Here is a 22,787-nt window from a genome sequence, read left to right as displayed (position 1 = left end):
TGACATCCCTTCTACGTCATATCTAACGTAACAAATCTATTTCTTGGTATATACTTTTTCTAAAGTCTTTTTTACCTCAGGAATATTTTCATACAATTTCCAAATCATGCCTGAATTTGCATTCTCGATCATCACAGCAATCGTTGCCTGATTCCTCGCACGATAACTTTCAGAAACATCGTTGTTTTTAATATCAATCCAGCTTCTGAAACCATATTGTGTAAATAACACATCAGCGTATTCTTCGTAAAATTTACGTAATGCTTTTAGACCAATCTCCTTTTCAAATGGGTAAGCTGCAATAGCTATTGCAGGATTCACCAAATACCCCTGATAGGTATCTTCCACATTTTCCACTCCCCAAATATCGGTAAATCGTGTCCCTATACTCATTTCATTATCTCTCCGTTTATAGGCAAGAATATAATTCGATAAATATTTTTTGTAATCTACAAAGTCATCTACTTTCCCTTTAGGATCCATAATCAAAAAGGGACGATAGACAGACATCAATGATTCATTTAAACTGCCGCCTGCAATACTCTTGGCAAAAATAACTTTGTCGTCGGAGTAGATCGAAATTCCGGCATTTCCCCTATCGCCAATTAAAGGGTTTGCACTTATTGAAAGCGCCAAAGAATCATTTAATTTCATTTTGAGTTCAGGAGCCAAATCACTGGAGTCATCCCCAAAATACAATTCGTTGCCTTGATGTTTGGTTGCAAATCCATTGATATAAGCTGAAATAGCTAAAGGGTGGGTAGGTGAAGACATCGCTAGTAAATAGGTACCCAAACTCTCGTTAAATCCCCCCAAAGGCCTCGATCTAGCTGTACTGTCTACAGGCGACCACTTATTCCAGAGTACATCAGGATTCTGTGCGTCGGTAAAATAGTTCCAATTTATGCGTTCCCAGAGCTTCGTAATATTATTTCTCAACGTCTGTTCCTCGGGATCTTCTTTAGAAAAATATTGCCGGGCGATTAAAAGCGATTCCATGATATGGGAGGTTCCGCGCAAATCGTACGTTGGAATTGAATCGCGATAATAAGGCACCCCCGACCGGCCATCGTAAAGCGCTGTAAAGACCCCTTGATGTTGTTGTGCACTGCTCAAAAATTTTACAATCCGTGTTAACCTGACTAAAAGAGCTTGTCGCGAGATCAAGTTATTCTCTCCTGCCACAAGTAGGCCCAAGATCGCATAGCCAGTTTCATTTGTAGATACAATAGCCTGCCTATTGCCTCGATCAGGCAGAAACATACCACTATTCACATCATAGTTGTCTATAAAATAATTCACATGAGCATTCCGGATAAAATTCAACATCTCCGTATCCGTACCTTTTTTTGTCTGTACCTCCCTAACCTCAGAAAAAGGAGATTCAACATAATTATAGTCTACCCAAGCGATCTTATAATAATAAGATTTGTTATATTCATTTACCCTATCTAGCGACTTCTGTACATAGATGGGTAAAATTGCTATCGGCTGAAAATTGAGTTTATCTTCCGAACGATAGATTTTCACGTAGCGAATACTTGGTGTTAGCGGCAATTGCCAGACCAACTCGACTTGTTTATCCACGGAACTGATCTTAGATAAGATAGCTGCTGATGACAGTCTTACCTTTGGATAGTTTTTGGGCAAAAACTCTATTTGATCGATAAATAATTGATTTGTCTGCAGTGCAGTTCCATTCTGTTCAAGAATTAAAGCCGAAACAGGCTTCCCTAATGAAATTCCTACACATTTGGCGACTGGAATGGAAACATTAAGCCAGGTATCATAAGCAAAATCATCGATATAATTTGCGATATCCACAGCATTTGTCCTTGTATCATTTTGCTGTAAGGTGACTTTTGGCAATTGTCCCTTTTCAGTATTGCTTTGAATAAAAAGCTTAAAAGTTAGCTGATCATCCTTAGCAATTAAATAGGGAAATTTCTGTTTATCGTTTAAAATACTTGCCTCCCATTTACCATTAGGAGAAGAAACGTACCGCAAAGAAAGCGAATTGCCTGGCGTAAAAAACAAACTATCGGAAACCGGTAGGCTATAGCTCACATTTTGGATCCATGATTCACCAGTATAATGAGCGATACTCTTAGCATAACTCCCGTTGATAACACTATTGTCAAATAAAACCTCAGGATAACTTTCTGATCGAACAAGTGTAGGTAAGATCAGTAACAAAAGAAAGTAAAAATATTTTTTCAGCATAAGTCAACATTTTTCACAGGCCTACAATCAAAAACTAAGCCACCAGTACGATTATAACGCAAATGTAACAAAGGAATTCCAATGATATTATCCTCCCTAATTTTAATTTCAGAAAAAATGCGCTAAATTAGCCCTCTGAATATTTTCATAAAATAGATATATGAAAACCACGTTTGATTTTGAAAAGCCAATTGCAGACTTGCAATTGCAAATTGAAAAGGTAACTCAAGTTGCCGAAAAAACTCAAGTTGACATGAGCGCAACCGTTCGTGAGCTTGAAGAAAAGCTTGCTTCTACTGAAAAAGAAATATACGGCAATTTAACAGGCTGGCAGAACGTTCAAATGTCACGCCATCCGGATCGCCCTCAGACTTATGATTATATAGAAGCTATCTGCGACGAATTTATCGAGTTGCATGGTGACAGAACCGTTAAGGATGATAAAGCGATTGTCGGTGGTATGGCTTCTATTGATGGTAATGCCGTTATGATCATCGGTCATCAAAAAGGTAAAAACACCAAAGAGCGTCAATACCACAACTTTGGAATGGCCAATCCTGAAGGCTACCGAAAGGCCCTACGTTTAATGAAAATGGCTGAAAAGTTCAATAAACCTGTGATCACTTTAATTGATACGATGGGTGCTTATCCAGGACTTGAAGCTGAAGAACGCGGACAGGGTGAAGCGATTGCACGCAACCTCATGGAGATGGCTGTATTGAAAGTTCCAATCATTTGCGTTGTTATTGGTGAAGGAGCTTCAGGTGGAGCTTTGGGTATTGGCGTTGGAAACAGAGTCTACATGATGGAACATACCTGGTATTCGGTCATATCGCCTGAATCTTGTTCTTCTATCCTATGGAGAAGCTGGGATCATAAAGAAAAAGCCGCTGAGGCATTAAAATTGACTTCAGAAGACATGTTGGGCAACGGCTTGATTGATGGTATTATCCCTGAACCGCTAGGTGGTGCTCACCAAGATCCCGCGGCAGCAGCGGCTAATCTAAAAAGCCAGCTGTTGAAAGATCTTGCTGAATTGACGGCTAAAGATAGCGATACATTAGTTACTGAAAGAATTGATAAGTTTAGCAAAATGGGTGTGGTAACTGAATAATGTTAGCAATACAACCCTAAAAAATAAAAAAGTCAGCAGTTAGCTGACTTTTTTTATGGTTATCCTGCATTAAAAATACACCTCCTCGTTCCAAAAAACAGCCTCCATACAAATCAATCCTATCCACAAGCTTCTAAAAGACTTTTTTAATAAAAAATAATTCGGTAATTTTTAAATAGTTACAACTTTAATCAATAAAAAAGACAAAAACATTTTGCGCAAATAACTTATTTTTCTACCTTTGCATCACTTTCAAAAACAGAAAGGATTCCGTAGCTCAGCTGGTAGAGCAATACACTTTTAATGTATGGGTCCTGGGTTCGAATCCCAGCGGGATCACAAAAAAAAAGCTAATCTTACGATTAGCTTTTTTTGCTTTATCGGTATTTGAACCCGAAAGAAGTGTAGACAGGGTTTGATCGGAACATGTTAATCTACATCCCAAAATGTTCTATTACCCCACAATAACGATCGTTTTGTTATCTAAGCGTAGTCCTTTTCTTTTTTAATTTTTAGCTGCACAAATTAGGATCAAGTAGGGACGAAATTCGCTTTTATTACAGTGCTTGTTCAGTGCTCGTTCAGTGATTGCTCAGTGATAGTTCAGTATAGACTGAATAATCACTGAGCAATCACTGTCTAAAAATTGATTGAAAATTGTTATTAGGTATAAGTTGGTATGCGAGACTTAGAGGAAATTAAACCGAGATAGATTTAAACAAAGGATCGACAGATGCTCACCGATCTCAATACAAATTATTCGGGCAGTAATATGACTTCCAAAAACTTCACCATTTCGCCCCCCGCTATAGTATGGGCACGTAATTCAATCACTTGCTTGCCCTTTGGTAATAGCACCGTACCCAATTCAAGTTGATTGTCATGCAAACTGACAGCAGACGACGGATCTATTGTAAAATCCGTATTCTTCCCCCCTAAATTTAAGCCGAGCTTCCCTCCCGTACCTGCAACATCTTTCACATACCGGATAGCCACCTTGAAGCGTCCGCCATTTAACACATTCGTTTCCCATCTCAAACCCTGATTTAAACTAGTCCACCCCGTCACATAGTAGCGATTCCTTTTACCATCTCCAAACTTCATCGGACTACCTATCTGTTTTGCATAAAAGGTCAGTAGCCGGTTTTTATTGATATTATGATCCACATACATTAAATCAGGATTTATTGGATTCGTTATCGTATCCTTCAATTGCACCACCACAACCAGGTCATCCTCCTGAGACGTAATTTGATCTATAGGAATATGCAGTCCATCTTTTTCGGATCTGTATTTTCTGATCGTTTCTCCCGACAGTAACGAAACAGAATTAACCTTAGCAATCAGTCCGCCGACAATAAGATCATTCCGTAGAGGACGTTCGAAAACGTGTAAATACAGGGTATTTTTACGCTGTGTAATGACTCCCCAGGGCTGACGAGGTAAACGAGATGGTCCAACAGCAATGACACTTTCACTACTCCCCCGCATCCAGTGACCTAACCTCTTTAAAATTGCGACGTCAGCACTGTCGATGCTTCCGTCACCTTTTGGGCCAATATTCATTAGAATATTCCCACCCATGGCCCTAGCCTTCGCTAAGAGTTTGATAAAATGAGCGGTCGGTTTATGGCTCTTATCGGTCGACGAATAGCCATAAGATTCATTTGTAGTTGGTATGGCCTCCCAATAAGCGCCAGAAGCAACTGGATAATACTCCTCAGGTCGATCTGCCGTATTCAGATAATCGCCATAATTCTTTTCCTCTGTACGGGCCAATCGACCATTGACTATGATATTCGGATCTGCTGTTCGAATAGCTTTTAAAATTCTCAGGTTTTCAGATAGCGGCAACTTATGAGGTGTATCAAACCACAACAAATCCGGATGATAGCGCTGAATAAGCTCCTCAATCTGTGGAATCGCCTTTTGATCCACATAATGCCTGGCCTTTGTCAACCATTCGGGATGTTTGTCAAACCAATTTGTACCACCCAACAATTTATCCCCACCTGGATTACTGTAATCCCAGTCATTGCCCGGAGCATCCGGATGCTCCCAATCAAAAGCATGCGAGTAATAGAATCCAAACAAAAGCCCATGTTTATGGCAGGCTACTGCTAATTCCGCCAATGGGTCCCTTTTAAATGCGGTGCTTGACAATGAATAATCACTTGAAAATGCGGAAGGGTACATCGCAAAGCCATCATGATGCTTAGCCGTGATGATAAAATATCTCATCCCTGCATTTTTTGCCAACAATACCCATTCCTCTGCATCAAACTTTAAAGGATTAAATCTACGTGCAGAATCAAGGTATTCAGTACGTGGGATTTTCATCACACGCATCAGATGCTCCGCATAGCCCCCTCCCGGCCTCCCCTTCCAAATATTTCCATATTGAGAATAAACACCCCAATGAACAAACATCCCAAATGAGGCTACCTTCCATTTTTCTAGGCGTTGTTCACGAGTTAATGCAGCTTGTTTCCACCAACCAGTTTCTGCTTCAACAATCGCATTTTTATCACGTGCTGTCGCATCATTAAACATATTTGAAGCCTCATTGCCCTCATTTACATTTTTAATCTGTGCGCTCGAAAACAATATTCCCGAAGAAAGTATAAAAAGAAAAAAACACTTGATTTTAAACATAACTTTGGTTTTATGAAGATGGCAAATCCAACCTGAAAGATTTCAGACAGACACCCTTTCTAAATTTATTGAATTATCGTTCCTGGCGACCTAATGGAAGGAATATAGGATCGATTTTAACTATAATCAAAAATAATCTAAAACTACATTTTATAAGTGTACAATTCGTTCGTTTTAGGGGAAATATTGATCCGAGTCCCAAAAAAGAAAACCTATTCTTTAATAGGATGTTTATATCGTATATACATCTTAAAATAAATAAACAGTGATCTAAGCAATAGATTGCTCCATGGTCACCAAAAGATCTTTTAAATATTTTTAACATAATCAGATACAAGCTATCTGTATTTATTGAATATTTGTCTAAAACTTTAAATTAATATGGAAAAACTAACCGCCAAAGCCAGCATCCAAATTCAGAGACCAATCAACGAAGTTTTTGAGGCTATTGTAGATCCTAATAGAATGAATCACTATTTTATAAAATCTTCAACTGGACGTCTAGAGACAGATAAAACGGTAGAATGGACATTTCCAGAATTTCCCGACAGTTTTCCCGTGACAGGAAAAACCATCAGCCCCAATTCTTATATCTCTTTTGACTGGAGCGGGGGACTTCCCAATCAACTGGTAGAAATCACACTATCCACATTCGGAGAAAGCGCGACGGTCATAAAGATTACAGAACACGAAATGAACAACGATGCAGATGGAATTCTGATTATGATGCGACAAACAGAAGGTTGGGCCAACTTTTTAGCGTGTATGAAAGCCTATCTAGAATACGATATCAATCTGAGAACTGGAGCTTTCGATTTTATGTTCCAAAAATAGTGCTATCTAAAAATAGCTGCTCATCGAATTACTTCAAACACAATATATTCAATTAAAGATATTCAATTAAAGTTATCCGAATATCCGGCAAAAGACTTCAACTAATACATGGCAAAAAATAAAACGGCATATACCGAAGCATCTGTCCAAGACTTTATAAAAACAGTTGACGACCCACAAAAACAAATCGATAGTGCAACACTGATACAACTTATGGAAACCACAACGGGTGAGCCGGCTAAAATGTACGGACCAACTATCATCGGATTTGGAAACTATCATTATACCTATGCAAGTGGGCATGAAGGCTATGCTCCTTTGATCGGATTTAGTCCCCGAAAATCAGCAATCTCCCTTTATGTATTTACCGGTGCCGATGAGCACCGACATTTGGTCGATCAGCTAGGGAAATTCAAAATAGGCAAAGCTTGCATATACATCAAGAAATTAAGCGACATCAATATAGAGATACTCCATCAGCTTATGTCCGAAACGATACAGTTTATTGAGAATAAGTATACGAGAATCAAAGAATAGCACAAATTATGGCAACGAGCATCGCAACAATAGACGAATATATCAATCAATTTGAAGAGGAAAAAAAAGAATATCTGATCAAGGTGAGACAGCTTATTGCTGGCCTAGTCCCTCCTTCTGCAGATGAAACGATCTCCTATCAAATGCCGACCTTCAGATACAAGGGTAATATCATCCATTTTGCGATGAACAAAAACCATTTGGGCCTCTATCCAGGACCAGCTGCTATTGCGCACTTCGCTACAGAACTCAAAAATTTTAAAACCACAAAAGGTGCGATACAAATCCCTTTAGATCAACCGATTCCAATACCAATAATTACCGATATTGTCAATTTTAATATTGATAAGCTTAAAGACAAACAAGGCCCTAATTGGTACCAAAGCCGAGGGAACTGGCAGGAGGCCGAAGAACTCATGCAGCAAATCATCCTGCGAACTTCCTTAAAAAAGGAATTCAAATGGGGGAGTTACATCTATACTCATAAAGGAAAAAATGTCATCGGTTGGGGCGGCTTTAAAAATTTCTTTTCCCTTTGGTTTTATAATGGTGTATTCTTAGCCGATCCGGATAAACATCTCATCAGTGCCTCCGAAGGAAAAACGAAAGCATTACGACAATGGCGCTTTGAAAACGTTATGGATATGGATGTCGAAAAAATAGCCGCCTATATCCAAGAATCCATCCAAACCATTGACGAGGGAAAAGAGCTCAAACCAACGAAATCTCCAACGAAGCCCCCCACTGGTCTATTATTAGAAGCGCTACAGGCAGATCCGACCTTCGAGGAAAGTTTCCGGGCTTTAACACCAGGAAAACAGAAAGAATACATCGAGTACATCGATGAGGCCAAGCAAGAAAAAACGAAACAATCCCGTCTTGAAAAAATTAAGCCGTTGGTCCTCGCTAAAAAGGGCTTAAACGACAAATACAAATAGGTGAATGCTAAAACAAAAAGAAAATGATGAATAATTCAATTATCCCATCCATTTGGTTCGATCAAAACGCGCAGGAAGCTTTTGATCTTTACTGTCGCATCTTCCCCGAAAGCCATATTAGTAATAGCTCTCCCATCGTTATTGAAGCTGTCCTAAACGGTGTAAAATTTATTGGAATAAATGGAGGTCCCATATTCAAACCCAACCCCTCCATATCATTTATGGCCATTTGCGAAAGCAAAGAGGAAATTGATCGTATCTGGAATTCACTTTCTGTGGGCGGCAATACCTTAATGCCACTAAACTCCTACCCTTGGAGCCCTTACTACGGCTGGCTGGCCGACAAGTTTGGTGTCAATTGGCAATTATACCTCGGTAAACTAAGCGACACCAACCAACAGGCAATTGTACCAACCTTAATGTATTGCGGAGAGCAACAGGGAAATTGTGAACAGGCTTTAGCATTTTATGCAGAATTATTTCATGATTTTCGAAGCAATGGGATCATGAAATACACAGCAGGTGAATATATCGGATCAATCCAACATACCCAATTTTTAGTCCGGGATTTTACGCTCATGGCAATGGATAGCGGAGTTCCTCAAACTTTCACGTTTAACGAAGGTATTTCACTCACCATCCTCTGTAAAGATCAGCAGGAAATTGATTATTTCTGGAATAATATCACGAAAAAAGGTAAAGAGAGCATGTGTGGCTGGTGTAAAGACGAATTCGGCGTAAGCTGGCAGATCGTACCCGAACAAATTGCAACATTACTACAGCGACCGGAGGCGAATGAAGCGCTCATGAAAATGAAAAAAATCATTATCGAGGAGCTCATAGGATAATTTCAAGAGGAACCTCAAGCTGAGGATAAGAGCTATGTAAAATAGTATTAAGAAAAGGGGATAAATAATCCCCTTTTAAGCTTTCACTTGCAAGGCCAATGCGTACAATTTCATCTGTTTAATCATGGATAGCAAGCCATTTGCCCTTGTCGGTGACAAATGTTCTTTTAACCCTATTTTATCTACAAAATATAAATCGGCATCAACGATCTCCTTGGCGCTATGTCCAGATAGCACTTTGACCATTAAGCTCACCAAGCCTTTTGTGATAATCGCATCGCTATCTGCCGTAAAATACACTTTTCCATCTTTTATTTCCGGGAAAAGCCATACTTTGGACTGACATCCTTTGATGATATATTCATCTGTTTTGTATTGTTCATCAATTAGAGGCACTTCTTTTCCCAGCTGGATGATGTACTCATATTTTTCCATCCAATCCGTAAAGAAAGCAAAATCCTCAATTAATTCATCCTGTATTTCATTAATGGTCATACCTATTTTTTATTAAACCAACATATTGACCGCGCGTTGGATACCAGCGACCAAAATATCTATTTCCTCTTTTGTATTATATACGGCTAAAGAAGCACGAATAGTTCCCGGGATGCCAAACCTATCCATGACAGGTTGGGCACAATGGTGGCCTGTACGCACAGCGATTCCTAATTTATCCAAGATCACACCAACGTCATAAGGATGCGTGCCGTCGATTACAAATGAAATAACGGAACATTTCTTCTCGGCCGTTCCAAAAAACCGCATACCTGGAATTTCAGCCAACTTCTCCGTAGCGTACTGCAACAAATCGTGCTCGTAGGCCTCGATATTTTCCAGACCTATTGAATTGATATAATCGATAGCCTCGTTCAGACAGATACCGGCCTCAATATTGGGCGTACCCGCCTCAAATTTAAAGGGCAGTTCGTTATAGGTCGTTTTTTCAAAAGTAACCTCTTTAATCATATCTCCACCACCTTGATAAGGCGGCATCGCGTTCAATAAGTCCTCTTTACCGTATAACACCCCAACTCCAGTAGGGCCGTACATTTTATGCCCGGAGAATACCAGAAAATCTACATCAAGCTTTTGAACATCAATCTGTATATGTTGAACCGCTTGTGCAGCATCAACTAATACAACTGCACCATGTCGGTGAGCAATTGAAATCATCTCGCTCACAGGATTGATTGTCCCGAGGGAGTTTGAAACATAGGTTACAGCAACTAATTTGGTTTTCTCATTAAACAAATTGCTATAGGCATCCATATCGAGCTCACCTTTATCATTCATCGGAATAACCCGAATTTTACAGCCCTTTTCATCACAAAGCATCTGCCAAGGCACAATATTAGAATGGTGTTCCATCGCTGAGATAATAATCTCATCACCTTCGTGGATAAAAGCTCTGCCATAACAAGTTGCAATCAGATTTATTCCATCTGTTGTTCCTTTGGTGATAATGATTTCCTTATCTTCAGCAGCATTGATGAAAGCCTGAACTTTTTTCCGAGTCACCTCAAAAGCGTCCGTCGATATCTGACTAAGATAATGTACGCCCCGATGCACATTACTATTCATATCTGTATAATAATGTACAATCGAATTGATAACAGAACTCGGCTTCTGTGTTGTCGCGCCGTTATCCAAATAAACCAATGGTTTACCATTGACCTCTCTCTTCAGAATCGGAAAATCGGCACGTATTTTATCTATATTAAATTTTTCCAACGTCGTCTAAATAATTTATACAAAGTTAATAGTATTTTATCGAATACAGGCTGACCAATCTGTTTTTTATGTCATTATCAATGTCGGTTTTCCAAGGTATCCTCAGCCAAAAAAGTAATTTTTGGCATTTTAAACAATTATAGTTCGCTTTTATAATTTATTGATGCTATTTAGTTACCTTTGTAATGATATGCAAGAATTACCTCTAAATTTACCAGAAGGCTCACGTAAAGAAGTGATGGCCTATTTGGAACCGTTCATGCTCAATGAGATGAGCGAATACCTGAAGCCTGTTGAAGACATGTGGCAACCTGCCGATTTTCTTCCAGATTCTTCCAGGGACACTTTTTTTGAGGAAGTAAAAGAGTTGCAGGAAAGTGCAAAAGAACTCTCTTATGATTTAGTCGCAGTATTAGTTGGTGACACCATCACCGAAGAGGCCCTTCCAACGTACGAATCATGGTTGACCATGGTAGAAGATGTTGACAAAAACGAACAGGGTGGATGGATGAAATGGGTACGCGCTTGGACAGCTGAAGAAAACCGCCACGGTGACCTGTTGAACAAATACCTTTATTTGTCAGGCAGAATAGACATGCGCCAATTTGAAATGTCTACACAATATCTTATTCAAGACGGTTTTGATATCGGTACTGGTGCAGACCCTTACCGGAATTTTATTTATACTTCATTTCAGGAATTGGCAACCAACGTTTCCCACCGTCGTGTATCTGGGCTTTCTAAAAAAAGCGGAGATAAACTTTTGGCAAAAATGTGTGGTGTCATCGCATCTGATGAAGCACGCCATGCCAAAGCCTATATGTCTTTTATTTCAAAAGCAATCACAGTAGACCCGAGTGAAGTCATGATTGCATTTGAGGATATGATGCGTAAAAAAATCGTTATGCCAGCCCAGTTCTTAAGAGAAGCAGGCGAGCCCCAAGGAGAAGCATTTGCACATTTCTCGGACGCGGCCCAACGATTGGGAGTATATACTGCTTTGGACTACGTGGATATCTTGAAAGAGCTGAATAGTGAGTGGAAAATAGATCAAGTTACTGGCCTGAATGATAAAGGTGAGAAAGCGAGAGATTATCTACTAAAACTACCCGATCGTTTGGCTAGACTGGCTGATCGGATGAAGGTTCCAGAAAAAGATTATAAATTCAAATGGATTTATTGATATAAAAAAAGCTTGATTATTAAATCAAGCTTTTTTTATATTGAAAGAATAACTTTACTGTGTCAAAATTATTACCGCTTATTTCACGTTACCCATCAATTTACGCACAACAGGCGACAAGGCTATAAGCACCACACCAGCAATCAAAGAATATAAGCCTAATTGTTTATAACTCTCTGTATAAGTCACCAGTTTATCCGCCAATGAACTTTCTTCCTTAGCTTCGGCCATACTAGCACCGATCAAACCTGCTACATACTGACCGTAAGCACTCGCCAAGAACCACATTCCCATCATGATACCTTGCAATCTCGCCGGAGACAATTTCGTCATAATGGAAAGACCAATTGGTGATAGACAAAGCTCCCCAACGGTAATAACAAGCAGCGCAAGGGTAAAGACATCCAATGAGGTCATACCATCGTGAGCGAATAAACGCGTAGCAAATAGAACATAATAACCTAATCCCAAGAAAACAAAACCAAGACCAAACTTAATAATGGTATTTGGCTCAAGTTTACGCTTGCCCAGCCAAATCCAAAAAAGGCCAAAAAGAGGTGCTAATGCAATAATAAATAACGCTCCACCTGAATTGTTAACACCATTTGGATCGAGCGTCATAACGCCCAATAAAGAATCATTCAAATGCTTAGCAGCAAAGATGCTTAAGGAACCGCCACTTTGCTCATATATTCCCCAAAAGATAATCGAGAAAAGAATAAACACCAGGGCAGCAATTAATTTCTTCCGCTCTTCAGCAGTCACTTTAGACATTTCATAGAAAAGATACAACAGCGTCAATGGGCCAATTGTGTACATAAAATAGTCTGTATACTGCGTTTTTGACACCATGATCTGAATAATAGGGATAAAAATCAACGTGGCAATATATACAGCATATTCTACCCATTTTGGTAATGCCTTCGTCTTTACTATGGCCTCAGGATCCCCTGGTTGAAGTCCTATTGGTCCTAAATGCCTTTTGGTAAAGTGAAAATTCACTAAACTAACCAACATTCCTACCGCCGCCAAGCCAAAAGCAACATTCCAACGATGTCCCTCAGAAATAATTGACGTCAGCATATATCCTTTACCGATCGCAACACAGATATATCCGCCTAAGAATGCACCTAAATTTATTCCCGCATAAAACAACGAAAAACCACCATCACGACGAACATCACCTTTTTTATACAGCTCGCCTACCATCGTCGATATGTTGGGTTTAAAAAAACCGGTACCTATTATGATAAATGATAAACCAAAAAAGAAATACTTATGCGGATCTGCAGCAAGAAATAAGCTCCCTACGATCATCAATAAGCCACCCCAAAATAAAGATTTTCTAAAACCAAGAATTTTGTCTGCAAACAGCCCACCTATGAATGTAAACGCATAAACAAATGCCTGTGTCGCTCCATATTGTAAATTGGCATCCTTTTCAGCAAAGTTTAATTGTGTGATCATAAAGAACACCAACATACCGCGCATACCATAGAAACAGAATCTTTCCCACATCTCGGAAAAAAACAAACTCCAGATTTGCTTTGGGTACTTTCCGTCAAAATTTTGAATCTCTTCTAGCGATTCCCTTGTACTAACCTCCATACTAATTTATATTAATCAAAAAAGCTTCTTTCGTAAAAGAAGCTTATATATTTGTTATTTAATTCCGTGCATCAATCGTTTAATCAATGGATTAAACAGCATTACTAACAGGCCTGCTAAGGCAGGAATTGCTGTAAATAAGAAGAAGAAGTAACTCAAGGAGTGTTCCTCTTGAATGGTCTCCACTTGTCCCCCCAATACCGCTGCAACCTTCTGTGCAATAGCAATCGCCAAATACCAGATTCCAAACATAAATGCGAGCATGCGAGCCGGCACCAATTTCGATACATAAGAGAGGCCTACAGGTGAAATAAATAATTCACCCAATGTATGGAACAAATAGGTCAGCACCAAAAATACCATCGAGATTTTAGCACCCTGGCTTATTCCTATTGATCCTAATCCAATAATGAAAAATCCTATCGCAACCAAAATCAGACCAAAGCCATATTTAAAGGCTGCTGATGGATTATACTTCGACTCCCAAATTTTGGATACCGAAGAGGCAAGTGCAATAATAAAAAATGAGTTTAAGATAGAGAACCAAGAAACTTTGATTTCTGATGCTTCTTTATTGAACTCATTGTACAACATCCAGATTACTGCTCCCCAAATCAACCCAAAACAGATAAATAATACGATATTTGAAATGGCAATTTTGTTCCAGGTTACTTTTGCCAATTTAATCAGAACCCAAGAAATAATCGAAAGCGGTACAATCGTCAATAAACCATTTACCACATTAAAGGTTGTTAATGCAGCACCAGTAAGTGATCTGTCAATATTATCTCTAGCCACAAGAACTAATGAAGTTGCCCCCTGCTCAAAGCTCATAAAAAAGAAGACCAAGAAAAAAGCCAACAGCACAACTGCGAACATCCGATCCCTTACAACCTTATCATAACGCATAATCCGTGTAACAATAAGATATATGAAAAGAATCAACGCCACAATGACCATTATATACTGCCCTCTTAGAAATGGCGTATCCAAACGAGAAAATACATCAACAATACCATTCTTCGATAAAGGGTCATTAAAAGCGTATACAAAACCAATAATAGAAACTATCGCGATCAATACATAATCCCGTATGGTAAATGGATTCCTTGTATCCGTATCCTCAGCGATAACTTTATGCTCCCCAGAGGTGGACTTATTTAAAACACCAAGATTTCCCATGAGTGGTTTTGCAAAAACAAACTGCAGTGTTCCCAAAAGCATAAAGATACCAGCCAAACCGAATCCCCAATGCCAGCCATAAGTTTCGGCAATATATCCACATAGCATCATACCAAAGAAAGCGCCGGCATTGACCCCCATATAAAATATGGTATAAGCGCCGTCCTTTTTTTCTGGCAGATCTTTATACATCTCACCTAAGATAGATGGCATGTTAGGCTTGAAGAAACCCGTTCCGATAACTAGACACACTAAACCAAGGAAAAACATAATCGAAGTATCAAAGGCCATGGCAGCATGGCCAAGCGTCATAATCGCCGAACCGATGATCACAGCTTTACGTGATCCAATATATTTATCCGCTATAATCCCTCCTATAATAGGAGTTAAATAGAGCATCATGGCATAGGTACCATAAAGTGCTCCAGCTTGTTGTGCAGTCCAGGACCATCCCGAGAAAGGACTACCTTGAATAACTGCAGCAGTTAAAAACTGCATTAAGAGTACACGCATCCCGTAGAACGAAAAACGTTCCCACATTTCAGTAAAGAAAAGGACAAAGAGCCCTGAACGCTGTCCCAATACATTTGACTTAAAAAAATCAGTCGACGGGCTAGTCGTAATATCCCCGTTTAATCTCCCCATAAATAATCAACCTTTATTTTTTTGATAAAATACTTACAAAGAAACAAAAACAAAATCACTTTTGACCAAAATAAAGTTGCATAAACAAAAAAAGGCAACCCTTTGGATTGCCTTTTCGGTAACAATTTTAATATGCCTTATCTTTTGTGCAATTGCTCATAAAGATCAATAACCTTTTTCTGCAATTCAATTACTTCGCTATCGCGTTGTTGTAATTTTTGCGTCAAAGCATTCACCTCATTTACATACTCTTTGTCTTCTTCAGAATCAGAAGTAGATAAAAGTTGAACAACTGTCAAATTGAATAATTTTGAGATTTGATTCAGGCGAGACAAATTCACATCTGTAATCCCTGTTTCAATTTTAGAAAATGCTGGGATTGAGATATCCAATCGTTTTGCAACATCCTCTTGACTCCACCCCTTTTGGTGTCTAAGTAATCTGATTTTTTTTCCTAATGCATTCATCTGGTAGATATTTTAAACAAAAATAATAAATTACAATTTAATTTACATTAAATTATAATTTTTTCTCTAAAAATCTCTAAAAAACCGATCAGCCAGCACGGACAAATTAACCCCATTATAATTATTTAAACTCATAAGAAGTAAATTGTAGCCCTTTGATTTGACACCATCTAAAAATGAATAGAGTCCGTCTAAACTTACAACAACCTCTAAATCAGGATTATTAAAATTATCCTTAATATTATTTGGGACACTTTCGATATCTTTATTAAGTTCTTTACAAGAATTTATATTCACGTAGACCACAGATACATCCGACTCTTTCATCGAGTTTGCATATTGTAACAAAAAGGAAGAATCTAAACTATCATACGAGTTTAATTCGATAATTGTGACCAATTTCTGATTAGGAAATTGCTCTTTCACGGCGTGAATACTTGACTTCACTTTATCCGCATTACAAGCATAATCCTGATAAACTACCGATCCTTCCGAGCTTGCAACAAACTCCAAATAACGAATCGAAGTATTAAAACTTTTTATAGCCTCAAAGAACTCTTTCTTTTTGATCCCCAACCATTCGCAGATCGTATAGGCTCCAGCAATATTAGATAGGTTGTGCTTACCAAACACTTGCAAAGGAACATCTCCATCCGGTGTATTGATATAGGTTACCCCCTTATTAATTGTATAATCAGGAATCTTATAGCCATGTCTATTGATCTTACAATCTTTCGTATCTTGGAGAACCTTCTGTAACACAACATCTTCCTTATTATAAATTAAGGTACCTTTTGGCGGAATTGAGTCAATAAAATCTTCAAATTGTTTAATATATTCCTCTTGTGATATTTTCGAGTTAAACTCATTCCATACAATACCCGAAATTAAGGCTATATTCGGTTTATAATACAAAAACTTAGACTTCGGATCAATCTTGGATGAAACATATTCATCTCCTTCGATAATAATAATCTTATTATGCTTAGTAATATCGACCAACTTATCAAAGCCTCTTAATTGAGCCCCTACCAAATAGTCAAATTCTTTTCCTAGAAATCGCATAACATGCATCACCATGCTCGTTATGGTCGTCTTACCGTAACTTCCAGCAATAACCACCCGGATTTTATCCTGCGAAAGCTCTTGTATAAATTCTGGAAAAGAATAAATTTTAAGACCTAATTCCTGCGCCCGCCTTAATTCAGGATTATCTACCTGGGCATGAGCACCCAAGATCACAGCATCAATATCCTCCGTAACTTTTTCCTCAAACCAGCCCAATTGATTAGGAAGCAAGCCTGCTTCAATCAAATGAGAACGGGAAGGTTCTACGATCTGATCGTCAGAACCTGTCACTTGATGCCCTTGTTTTGCCAATGAAATAGCAAGGTTATGCATCACACTACCACCTATTGCTATAAAATGAATCCGCATAGCTAAATTATCGCTTCACAAACTTGGCTGCACACCAATTATTTAAAACTTTATTGGAGATAAACTCAAAACCTAATGACGTCGCCGCATCGCTTAAGATTGCTAAATCTTCCTGCTCATAGAAACCACTTAGGTACAGCTCACCCCCTGTACGAATGCTCGATGCATACTGAGGTAATTGTTCTAAAAGAATGTTACGATTAATATTTGCCAAAATCACATCAAAGCCCCGACCTGTTAACACTTCATAAGATCCACAGAGCGTCTCAATATGCTCAACATGATTGAGCACTCTATTTTCGATCACACTTTCGACACATATTTCATCATAATCCACAGCCAACACAGTATTCGCACGTTTTTTTGATGCCAAAATGGCTAGAATCCCTGTACCGCAGCCCATGTCTAAAACCTGCTTGCCATTAAAATCATTCTCCAAGATATACTGAAGCATCATCGAAGTTGTTTGATGATGGCCAGTGCCAAAAGACATCTTCGGATCTATAATGATTTCATAGGGAAACTCAGGTTTTGCCTCATGAAAAGTTGCACGCACATAGCATTGCCCCCCCACCTCAATTGGGTTGAAATTACTTTCCCACAATTTATTCCAATTCTGGTTTTCTATTTCCTGTATCTTATAATCGACCTCTAGGCCTTCATAAGGTTGAAGCATCAAAGTTTCTAATGCTTGCAAGTCAAGATTTGCAGCTGAAATATAAGCTGCAAATCCAGATTCGGTATCCTCAAAAGTATCAAAGCCAATATCAGCCAAATCAGATATCAACAAATCCTTCTGCCATTCTTCACCTGATCGCATTTGAAAGATAACCTCTACGTATTTCATTTCTAAAAATTAGCCGTTAAATACTTTAGCGATATCAATAAAATCTCTCGATTTTAAAGAAGCCCCTCCTATCAAACCACCATCAATGTCGGCTTGAGCAAACAAATCTTTTGCATTACCTGGATTACAAGACCCTCCATATAGAATACTTGTATTATCAGCAATCTCGTGACCATATTGATCAGCTAGCACCTCGCGGATAAATTTATGAACCTCCTGTGCTTGCTCTGGGCTAGCTGTCAAGCCAGTACCAATTGCCCAAACTGGTTCATATGCCAATACTACAGATGCAAAAGCTTCTTTAGACAAGTGGAACAATCCATCTGTCAATTGTGTTTTGATCACATCAAAGAAAGCCCCAGATTCGCGTTCTTCTCTTGTTTCTCCAATACAGAATATTGGTGTTAAATCATGTTTTAATGCAATATCCACTTTAGATGCCAACAATGCATCAGTCTCACCAAAATAAGCACGTCTTTCAGAGTGCCCCAAAATAACATGTGAAGCACCTACTGATTTCACTTGTGAAGCCGAAATCTCACCTGTATAGGCTCCGGACTCAGCTTGGTGAATATTCTGTGCACCGATATTTACATTTGCAACATTTTTCGACAATTGCCCAAGGCTTGACAAATGAATAAATGGGCTACAAACAACCAATTCTTGGTTTCCAATCACTTCATCTTTGGCCATATTGATAATTTCAGAAAACAAGCTCAATCCTGATTGATAGTCTAAATTCATTTTCCAATTACCAGCTACGATTTTTTTACGCATGATTTTACGATTTAATTATATTTTTTGTTAAGTTGATTCAATTTATCTTTAATCTGCTCCGTGAGCTCTTCCCCTTTTGACGCATACAGCGTCTCCAAATATGCCATAAACTTATCAAATTCATAAGTTTGCACACCTCCGTCGAACACCCAAGCAAATGACGGTACAAATTTAGCATAAAAACTTGTATCTGCTAGCATGCTTGCAATTCCAATTACCGTCCCTGTATTTAAAGCCGAATTGATACCAAGGCGTGTATAGTCTCCAATAAAGGCCCCGCATTTTAACAGACCTGTATCCCGAACACCATCCAATGCATAATCGTAAATTGAAACGGTCTTTAAGTTATTCTTCAAATTGGAGTTAGAGGTACCAGCCCCTAAGTTACACCAATCCCCTATCACTGAACACCCTAGATAACCATGATGCCCCTTGGCCGAAAAATCACCAATGACCGAATTTCCGATCTCTCCCCCAATGACACTCTGCTTGCCTATCGAAACATTGCCATAAATCGTGGCGCCCATTTTCACAACGGCACCCTTACCAAGGTATAATGGACCACGCAAATGCGCTCCCTCCATAATTGTAACATCTTCATCGATATATATGGGGCCTTGTAGAGTATTGATCGTAGCACATTCCACGCTAACACGAGCGCCTACATAAAGGTCATTTCCTAACAATTGATTCGTCACAGATATACTGGACGACTGAACATCTTGTACCAGAAGATTGAAATCACGTGTTATTTCAGCTCCTGTAAGCAAAAACAGATCTTCTACCCCCTTTAGTAGATCCACTGACGTATCAATCTCTTGTACACGATAAGAGCCCATACGCGCATAACAACAAGCGATAACGTATCCGCGCTGTACAAGAACCTCTCCTACACCCAAGCGCTGTATAGCCTGCAATAATACTACTGACGGGATAACGTTCTCAGACAACCAAATAATCCCCTCCTCGTTCGAATGAGCGGCAATATAGTGTACATCAAATGCTAAAGCTAATTTTAGCCATTTCTCCCGTAAAGTCAGTATACCAACCCGAAGGTCCAAGCAAGATTTCACGAAAGTAAATGGATAAAGACTCTTTCTATCAAAAGTAGTTAATGGGGAGCTAAGCTTATCCAACAATTGGATCGAATCAAAGCAATCTGTAAAGAAGATTTTCACAAATTAAAAATAACAAAAAAAACTCGACAAATTATATTTATCGAGTTCTTAATATTGTAATATACAGATCTGCTACAATTATTTTTTGTTGTAACGGTTACGGAATTTGTCGATACGACCAGCAGTATCAACCAATTTCATTTTACCTGTATAGAAAGGGTGTGATGTATGAGAGATCTCTAGTTTTACAACTGGATACTCATTACCATCTTCCCATGTGATAGTTTCTTTAGTATCAACACAAGATTTTGTAATAAAAGCATAGTCATTTGACATATCTTTAAATACAACTAATCTGTAATTTGAAGGATGCAAATCTTTTTTCATTATTATTATGATTACGTATATTCAATTATTGAGGTGCAAAGATAACTTATAAAAATGTAACTTACAACAATTACGAAGAATAATTAGTTGAAATTTTCCACATTTTAGTTAACAGCACTTATCAAGGGTACAAATGTAACAATCTTTATCCTAACCCAAAGAATAATTTTGTTTATCGACTTTTTTACCTAACTTAACTAACTACAATTAAATCACTTACATAATTATGAGCAAATTAGATGAAAAAATTGCTGCATATGTTGCAGAATCAAAAAAGCTAGGCTTATCATTAGATGAAGCATTTATTGCAAAAGTAACAAAAGGAATAGGACCTTCCATTTACAATGCAGACTCCGAAACCGTCGCTGCATCAGATCCCGAAGAACTGAACCGTGTCAAACAAAATTTTTTGATCAAAAAATTAGGCCTAAAAGATGGGCCCGATTTAGACAAGGCACTAGAGGAAGTGATTACCGCTATTGGCAAATCCAATAAAAATAAATACCGTGTATTAGTATATGCTTTATTGGCAAAGAAATTCAAAAAAGAATCTGTTTACCAATAAGCATCAACTTTTTTACTCAACTCCTAACCAAAGACCATTTCTCCAAAAAACTCGGGGAGATGGAAGTTAGGAGTTGGGTTTTCTATTTTATTCCAAGATATAAAATGTGGTTGTTTGAGATGATCACCACATTTATAAAAATTCCCATGTATCAGTTTACCCTTCAGCTCTACAAGATCGTCAAACTGAAATACAGCAAATGGAATTACCTCAATCATACTCCATCTCTTATCTGAACCATTACGCTCAATTAAAGAGTAAGTACGCACCTGTTCTATCGTTGTACTATCCAACCGATTTCGACTCGCCTTTTCGGCAGGGCCATAACCGATCAAGCCCGTTCCAATTAGATTAAATTCAAGGTTATAATAATGTTTGCGTCCATCAAATGAAATAAAGAACTCCACACAACTATCTTCCCATACATTTTGATTTGTATCGGAATAATTACCCCGAAGTTGTTCTTCGACGACATCGTACTGCAACACTAGATACTCCCGGGTGTAGCCAATCTTAAATTGTACCTCAGGTTTATACGGGAAAGATTCGCTCCAATTATTAAACTCCAAAGAATGCGATTCAAGATTGCTCAAGAGCTTCGACAAAGTATGATAATCTAGTGTATTGGCCAGCTCCGCTGCGATAGGCAAAATGGTTAGTTTTTTCATTCGAATATTTTTTTTTACAGAAAAAAGAAGCTTCATCTACGCGATGGAAGCTTCTCAATATGATTAAAGGTATAAAATTGTTAAATGCAATCAAAAACTACCTTCCGCATAAATGCTTCATTCTTTTCCATCTCTTCAACCAATTTCAGTTGCGTATTTGTACGCACCAGATTATGGTCCTCATATTTAGTCTTGTAGTAATGATCTCCTTCCAAATAGTCCGTTAAGAAACGTACTCCTTGCATATATGGCAATAAGAAGGCTCCATCTACTAATGTTTCTTTCTCCAAAGTTGTCAAGAAGTCATTAGCTTCCTCCAAATAACCTTCGGCATATGCCTTATATAAAGCAAGATTTAGCAGAATTTTCGAAACATCCTTCTCATCCTCGGCAACGGGGTTAATAATCGTCCGAATAGCATCCCCAAAATCATATGCCACATAACCCGGCATGACAGTATCTAAATCGATGACACATTGCATCTTATCGTGGCGATCTAAGAGCACATTATTAAACTTTGTATCATTATGTGTAATACGCAGCGGAAGCTCACCCTTACTACCAAGTTCAAGAATGGTTTTCATTCGATCTTCACGACTAAAGATAAAATCCAATTTGTCTTTCACCGACGCTACGCGTTGACAGACATCTTTAGCGATTGCTTTTCGAAGATTTTCGAGTCTAAACTCTATATTATGAAAGTTAGGAAGTACCTCAACGATCGATGAAGCATCTAAATCCGAGAGCTGCTTTTGAAACAAACCAAAAGCGCGACCACCCTCAGCTGCCTGTACCTCAGTCTCTACAATATCATAGCTTTTAGTATCCTCTATGAGGATAAACATGCGCCAATAATTATCCTGACTATCTTTTATATATAATTTCCCATCTTTTGTAGGAACAATTGTCAATACATGATCGCTGATTCTTTTTCCTTCAGCGACTTTAACTTTCTTACTAAGATGCTTGGTGACAATCTCAATATTATGCATTAATCCATCCACGTTCGGAAAAACATGGTGG

21 protein-coding genes and 1 tRNA gene are annotated in these 22,787 nt (G+C 38.5%); 8 read left to right on the top strand and 14 right to left on the bottom strand.

Going from position 1 to position 22,787, the window contains the following annotated elements; translation table 11 throughout:
• Nucleotides 1–36: 36 nt before the first annotated feature.
• Complete coding sequence (locus B2X72_RS22150; RefSeq protein WP_088162797.1) at nt 37–2,223, bottom strand: glucoamylase family protein; 2,187 nt, start codon at nt 2,221–2,223, stop codon at nt 37–39.
• A 160-nt stretch (nt 2,224–2,383) separates the two neighbouring features.
• Here B2X72_RS22150 and B2X72_RS22145 point away from each other — a divergent pair, with 160 nt between their 5' ends.
• Together B2X72_RS22145 and B2X72_RS22140 are read left to right on the top strand one after the other, a co-directional pair.
• On the top strand, nt 2,384–3,337 hold the full coding sequence (locus B2X72_RS22145; protein ID WP_046671762.1) for an acetyl-CoA carboxylase carboxyltransferase subunit alpha: 954 nt from the start codon (nt 2,384–2,386) through the stop codon (nt 3,335–3,337).
• Nucleotides 3,338–3,603: 266 nt separating this feature from the next.
• Nucleotides 3,604–3,676, top strand: a tRNA-Lys gene (locus tag B2X72_RS22140).
• A gap of 417 nt (nt 3,677–4,093) precedes the next feature.
• Here the strand turns inward: B2X72_RS22140 and B2X72_RS22135 are convergent.
• Nucleotides 4,094–5,992 carry an alpha-L-fucosidase gene (locus B2X72_RS22135; protein ID WP_088162798.1) on the bottom strand — a complete coding sequence of 633 codons (1,899 nt, stop codon included), beginning with the start codon at nt 5,990–5,992 and terminating at the stop codon, nt 4,094–4,096.
• 381 nt (nt 5,993–6,373) lie between these two features.
• Between B2X72_RS22135 and B2X72_RS22130 the strand changes: the two genes are divergently transcribed.
• From B2X72_RS22130 to B2X72_RS22115, 4 genes are all read left to right on the top strand, one after another.
• Entirely contained in the window at nt 6,374–6,826 is a 453-nt protein-coding gene (locus B2X72_RS22130; RefSeq protein ID WP_115046812.1) for an SRPBCC domain-containing protein, read from the top strand.
• 108 nt (nt 6,827–6,934) lie between these two features.
• Nucleotides 6,935–7,363, top strand: a complete 429-nt coding sequence (locus B2X72_RS22125; RefSeq protein ID WP_088162799.1) for a DUF1801 domain-containing protein — start codon at nt 6,935–6,937, stop codon at nt 7,361–7,363.
• 8 nt (nt 7,364–7,371) lie between these two features.
• Nucleotides 7,372–8,301, top strand: a complete 930-nt coding sequence (locus B2X72_RS22120) for a DUF1801 domain-containing protein (RefSeq protein WP_145328720.1) — start codon at nt 7,372–7,374, stop codon at nt 8,299–8,301.
• Nucleotides 8,302–8,324: 23 nt separating this feature from the next.
• Nucleotides 8,325–9,149, top strand: a complete 825-nt coding sequence (locus B2X72_RS22115) for a VOC family protein (RefSeq protein ID WP_115046808.1) — start codon at nt 8,325–8,327, stop codon at nt 9,147–9,149.
• A 75-nt stretch (nt 9,150–9,224) separates the two neighbouring features.
• Here B2X72_RS22115 and B2X72_RS22110 read toward each other — a convergent pair whose 3' ends face one another.
• Together B2X72_RS22110 and B2X72_RS22105 are read right to left on the bottom strand one after the other, a co-directional pair.
• Entirely contained in the window at nt 9,225–9,644 is a 420-nt protein-coding gene (locus B2X72_RS22110) for a SufE family protein (protein WP_075994020.1), read from the bottom strand.
• Nucleotides 9,645–9,656: 12 nt separating this feature from the next.
• Entirely contained in the window at nt 9,657–10,880 is a 1,224-nt protein-coding gene (locus B2X72_RS22105) for a cysteine desulfurase (RefSeq protein ID WP_115046806.1), read from the bottom strand.
• 190 nt (nt 10,881–11,070) lie between these two features.
• On the opposite strand from B2X72_RS22105, the gene B2X72_RS22100 reads away from it, so the two are divergent.
• A complete protein-coding gene (locus B2X72_RS22100; RefSeq protein WP_075994021.1) occupies nt 11,071–12,063 on the top strand; it encodes an acyl-ACP desaturase in 993 nt (330 codons plus the stop codon).
• A gap of 78 nt (nt 12,064–12,141) precedes the next feature.
• Here the strand turns inward: B2X72_RS22100 and B2X72_RS22095 are convergent, their stop codons facing one another.
• From B2X72_RS22095 to B2X72_RS22060, 8 genes are all read right to left on the bottom strand, one after another.
• Entirely contained in the window at nt 12,142–13,671 is a 1,530-nt protein-coding gene (locus tag B2X72_RS22095) for a peptide MFS transporter (protein ID WP_145328722.1), read from the bottom strand.
• A gap of 54 nt (nt 13,672–13,725) precedes the next feature.
• The gene (locus tag B2X72_RS22090) at nt 13,726–15,498 is read right to left on the bottom strand and encodes a peptide MFS transporter (RefSeq protein ID WP_088162803.1); all 1,773 of its coding nucleotides are present in this window, start codon (nt 15,496–15,498) and stop codon (nt 13,726–13,728) included.
• A 137-nt stretch (nt 15,499–15,635) separates the two neighbouring features.
• Nucleotides 15,636–15,965 carry a helix-turn-helix domain-containing protein gene (locus B2X72_RS22085; protein ID WP_046671770.1) on the bottom strand — a complete coding sequence of 110 codons (330 nt, stop codon included), beginning with the start codon at nt 15,963–15,965 and terminating at the stop codon, nt 15,636–15,638.
• Between the two features lie 66 nt (nt 15,966–16,031).
• A complete protein-coding gene (locus B2X72_RS22080) occupies nt 16,032–17,402 on the bottom strand; it encodes a Mur ligase domain-containing protein (RefSeq protein ID WP_088162804.1) in 1,371 nt (456 codons plus the stop codon).
• Nucleotides 17,403–17,409: 7 nt separating this feature from the next.
• Nucleotides 17,410–18,249, bottom strand: coding sequence for a 50S ribosomal protein L11 methyltransferase (gene prmA, locus B2X72_RS22075; RefSeq protein ID WP_088162805.1), 840 nt, complete (start codon nt 18,247–18,249; stop codon nt 17,410–17,412).
• 9 nt (nt 18,250–18,258) lie between these two features.
• Entirely contained in the window at nt 18,259–19,026 is a 768-nt protein-coding gene (gene tpiA, locus B2X72_RS22070; RefSeq protein WP_088162806.1) for a triose-phosphate isomerase, read from the bottom strand.
• 11 nt (nt 19,027–19,037) lie between these two features.
• Nucleotides 19,038–20,204, bottom strand: a complete 1,167-nt coding sequence (locus tag B2X72_RS22065; RefSeq protein WP_286851507.1) for a putative sugar nucleotidyl transferase — start codon at nt 20,202–20,204, stop codon at nt 19,038–19,040.
• Between the two features lie 78 nt (nt 20,205–20,282).
• Nucleotides 20,283–20,531 (bottom strand): type B 50S ribosomal protein L31, encoded by a 249-nt coding sequence (locus tag B2X72_RS22060; protein ID WP_046671774.1) that lies wholly within the window; start codon nt 20,529–20,531, stop codon nt 20,283–20,285.
• Nucleotides 20,532–20,757: 226 nt separating this feature from the next.
• On the opposite strand from B2X72_RS22060, the gene B2X72_RS22055 reads away from it, so the two are divergent.
• Nucleotides 20,758–21,096: a DUF2853 family protein gene (locus B2X72_RS22055; RefSeq protein ID WP_088162808.1), complete on the top strand. Its 339-nt coding sequence runs from the start codon at nt 20,758–20,760 to the stop codon at nt 21,094–21,096.
• A gap of 23 nt (nt 21,097–21,119) precedes the next feature.
• Here B2X72_RS22055 and B2X72_RS22050 read toward each other — a convergent pair whose 3' ends face one another.
• Nucleotides 21,120–21,764: a carbohydrate-binding family 9-like protein gene (locus B2X72_RS22050; RefSeq protein WP_145328726.1), complete on the bottom strand. Its 645-nt coding sequence runs from the start codon at nt 21,762–21,764 to the stop codon at nt 21,120–21,122.
• A gap of 80 nt (nt 21,765–21,844) precedes the next feature.
• The coding region (locus B2X72_RS22045) for a phosphotransferase enzyme family protein (protein WP_286851506.1) at nt 21,845–22,787 on the bottom strand (943 nt) is incomplete at its 5' end.

It is taken from the genome of Sphingobacterium sp. UBA7253, from assembly GCF_002472745.1.
In the GTDB taxonomy this organism is placed as follows: domain Bacteria; phylum Bacteroidota; class Bacteroidia; order Sphingobacteriales; family Sphingobacteriaceae; genus Sphingobacterium; species Sphingobacterium siyangense.
This window is presented reverse-complemented; position numbering and strand designations above follow the sequence as displayed.

Coding starts and splice junctions, on each gene's coding strand:
- B2X72_RS22055 (WP_088162808.1), top strand. CDS start 20,758: ATGAGCAAATTAGATGAAAAAATTGCTGCATATGTTGCAGAATCAAAA.
- B2X72_RS22150 (WP_088162797.1), bottom strand. CDS start 2,223: ATGCTGAAAAAATATTTTTACTTTCTTTTGTTACTGATCTTACCTACA.
- B2X72_RS22085 (WP_046671770.1), bottom strand. CDS start 15,965: ATGAATGCATTAGGAAAAAAAATCAGATTACTTAGACACCAAAAGGGG.
- B2X72_RS22060 (WP_046671774.1), bottom strand. CDS start 20,531: ATGAAAAAAGATTTGCATCCTTCAAATTACAGATTAGTTGTATTTAAA.
- B2X72_RS22115 (WP_115046808.1), top strand. CDS start 8,325: ATGATGAATAATTCAATTATCCCATCCATTTGGTTCGATCAAAACGCG.
- B2X72_RS22110 (WP_075994020.1), bottom strand. CDS start 9,644: ATGACCATTAATGAAATACAGGATGAATTAATTGAGGATTTTGCTTTC.
- prmA (WP_088162805.1), bottom strand. CDS start 18,249: ATGAAATACGTAGAGGTTATCTTTCAAATGCGATCAGGTGAAGAATGG.
- B2X72_RS22135 (WP_088162798.1), bottom strand. CDS start 5,992: ATGTTTAAAATCAAGTGTTTTTTTCTTTTTATACTTTCTTCGGGAATA.
- B2X72_RS22120 (WP_145328720.1), top strand. CDS start 7,372: ATGGCAACGAGCATCGCAACAATAGACGAATATATCAATCAATTTGAA.
- tpiA (WP_088162806.1), bottom strand. CDS start 19,026: ATGCGTAAAAAAATCGTAGCTGGTAATTGGAAAATGAATTTAGACTAT.
- B2X72_RS22125 (WP_088162799.1), top strand. CDS start 6,935: ATGGCAAAAAATAAAACGGCATATACCGAAGCATCTGTCCAAGACTTT.
- B2X72_RS22050 (WP_145328726.1), bottom strand. CDS start 21,764: ATGAAAAAACTAACCATTTTGCCTATCGCAGCGGAGCTGGCCAATACA.
- B2X72_RS22090 (WP_088162803.1), bottom strand. CDS start 15,498: ATGGGGAGATTAAACGGGGATATTACGACTAGCCCGTCGACTGATTTT.
- B2X72_RS22100 (WP_075994021.1), top strand. CDS start 11,071: ATGCAAGAATTACCTCTAAATTTACCAGAAGGCTCACGTAAAGAAGTG.
- B2X72_RS22095 (WP_145328722.1), bottom strand. CDS start 13,671: ATGGAGGTTAGTACAAGGGAATCGCTAGAAGAGATTCAAAATTTTGAC.
- B2X72_RS22130 (WP_115046812.1), top strand. CDS start 6,374: ATGGAAAAACTAACCGCCAAAGCCAGCATCCAAATTCAGAGACCAATC.
- B2X72_RS22080 (WP_088162804.1), bottom strand. CDS start 17,402: ATGCGGATTCATTTTATAGCAATAGGTGGTAGTGTGATGCATAACCTT.
- B2X72_RS22145 (WP_046671762.1), top strand. CDS start 2,384: ATGAAAACCACGTTTGATTTTGAAAAGCCAATTGCAGACTTGCAATTG.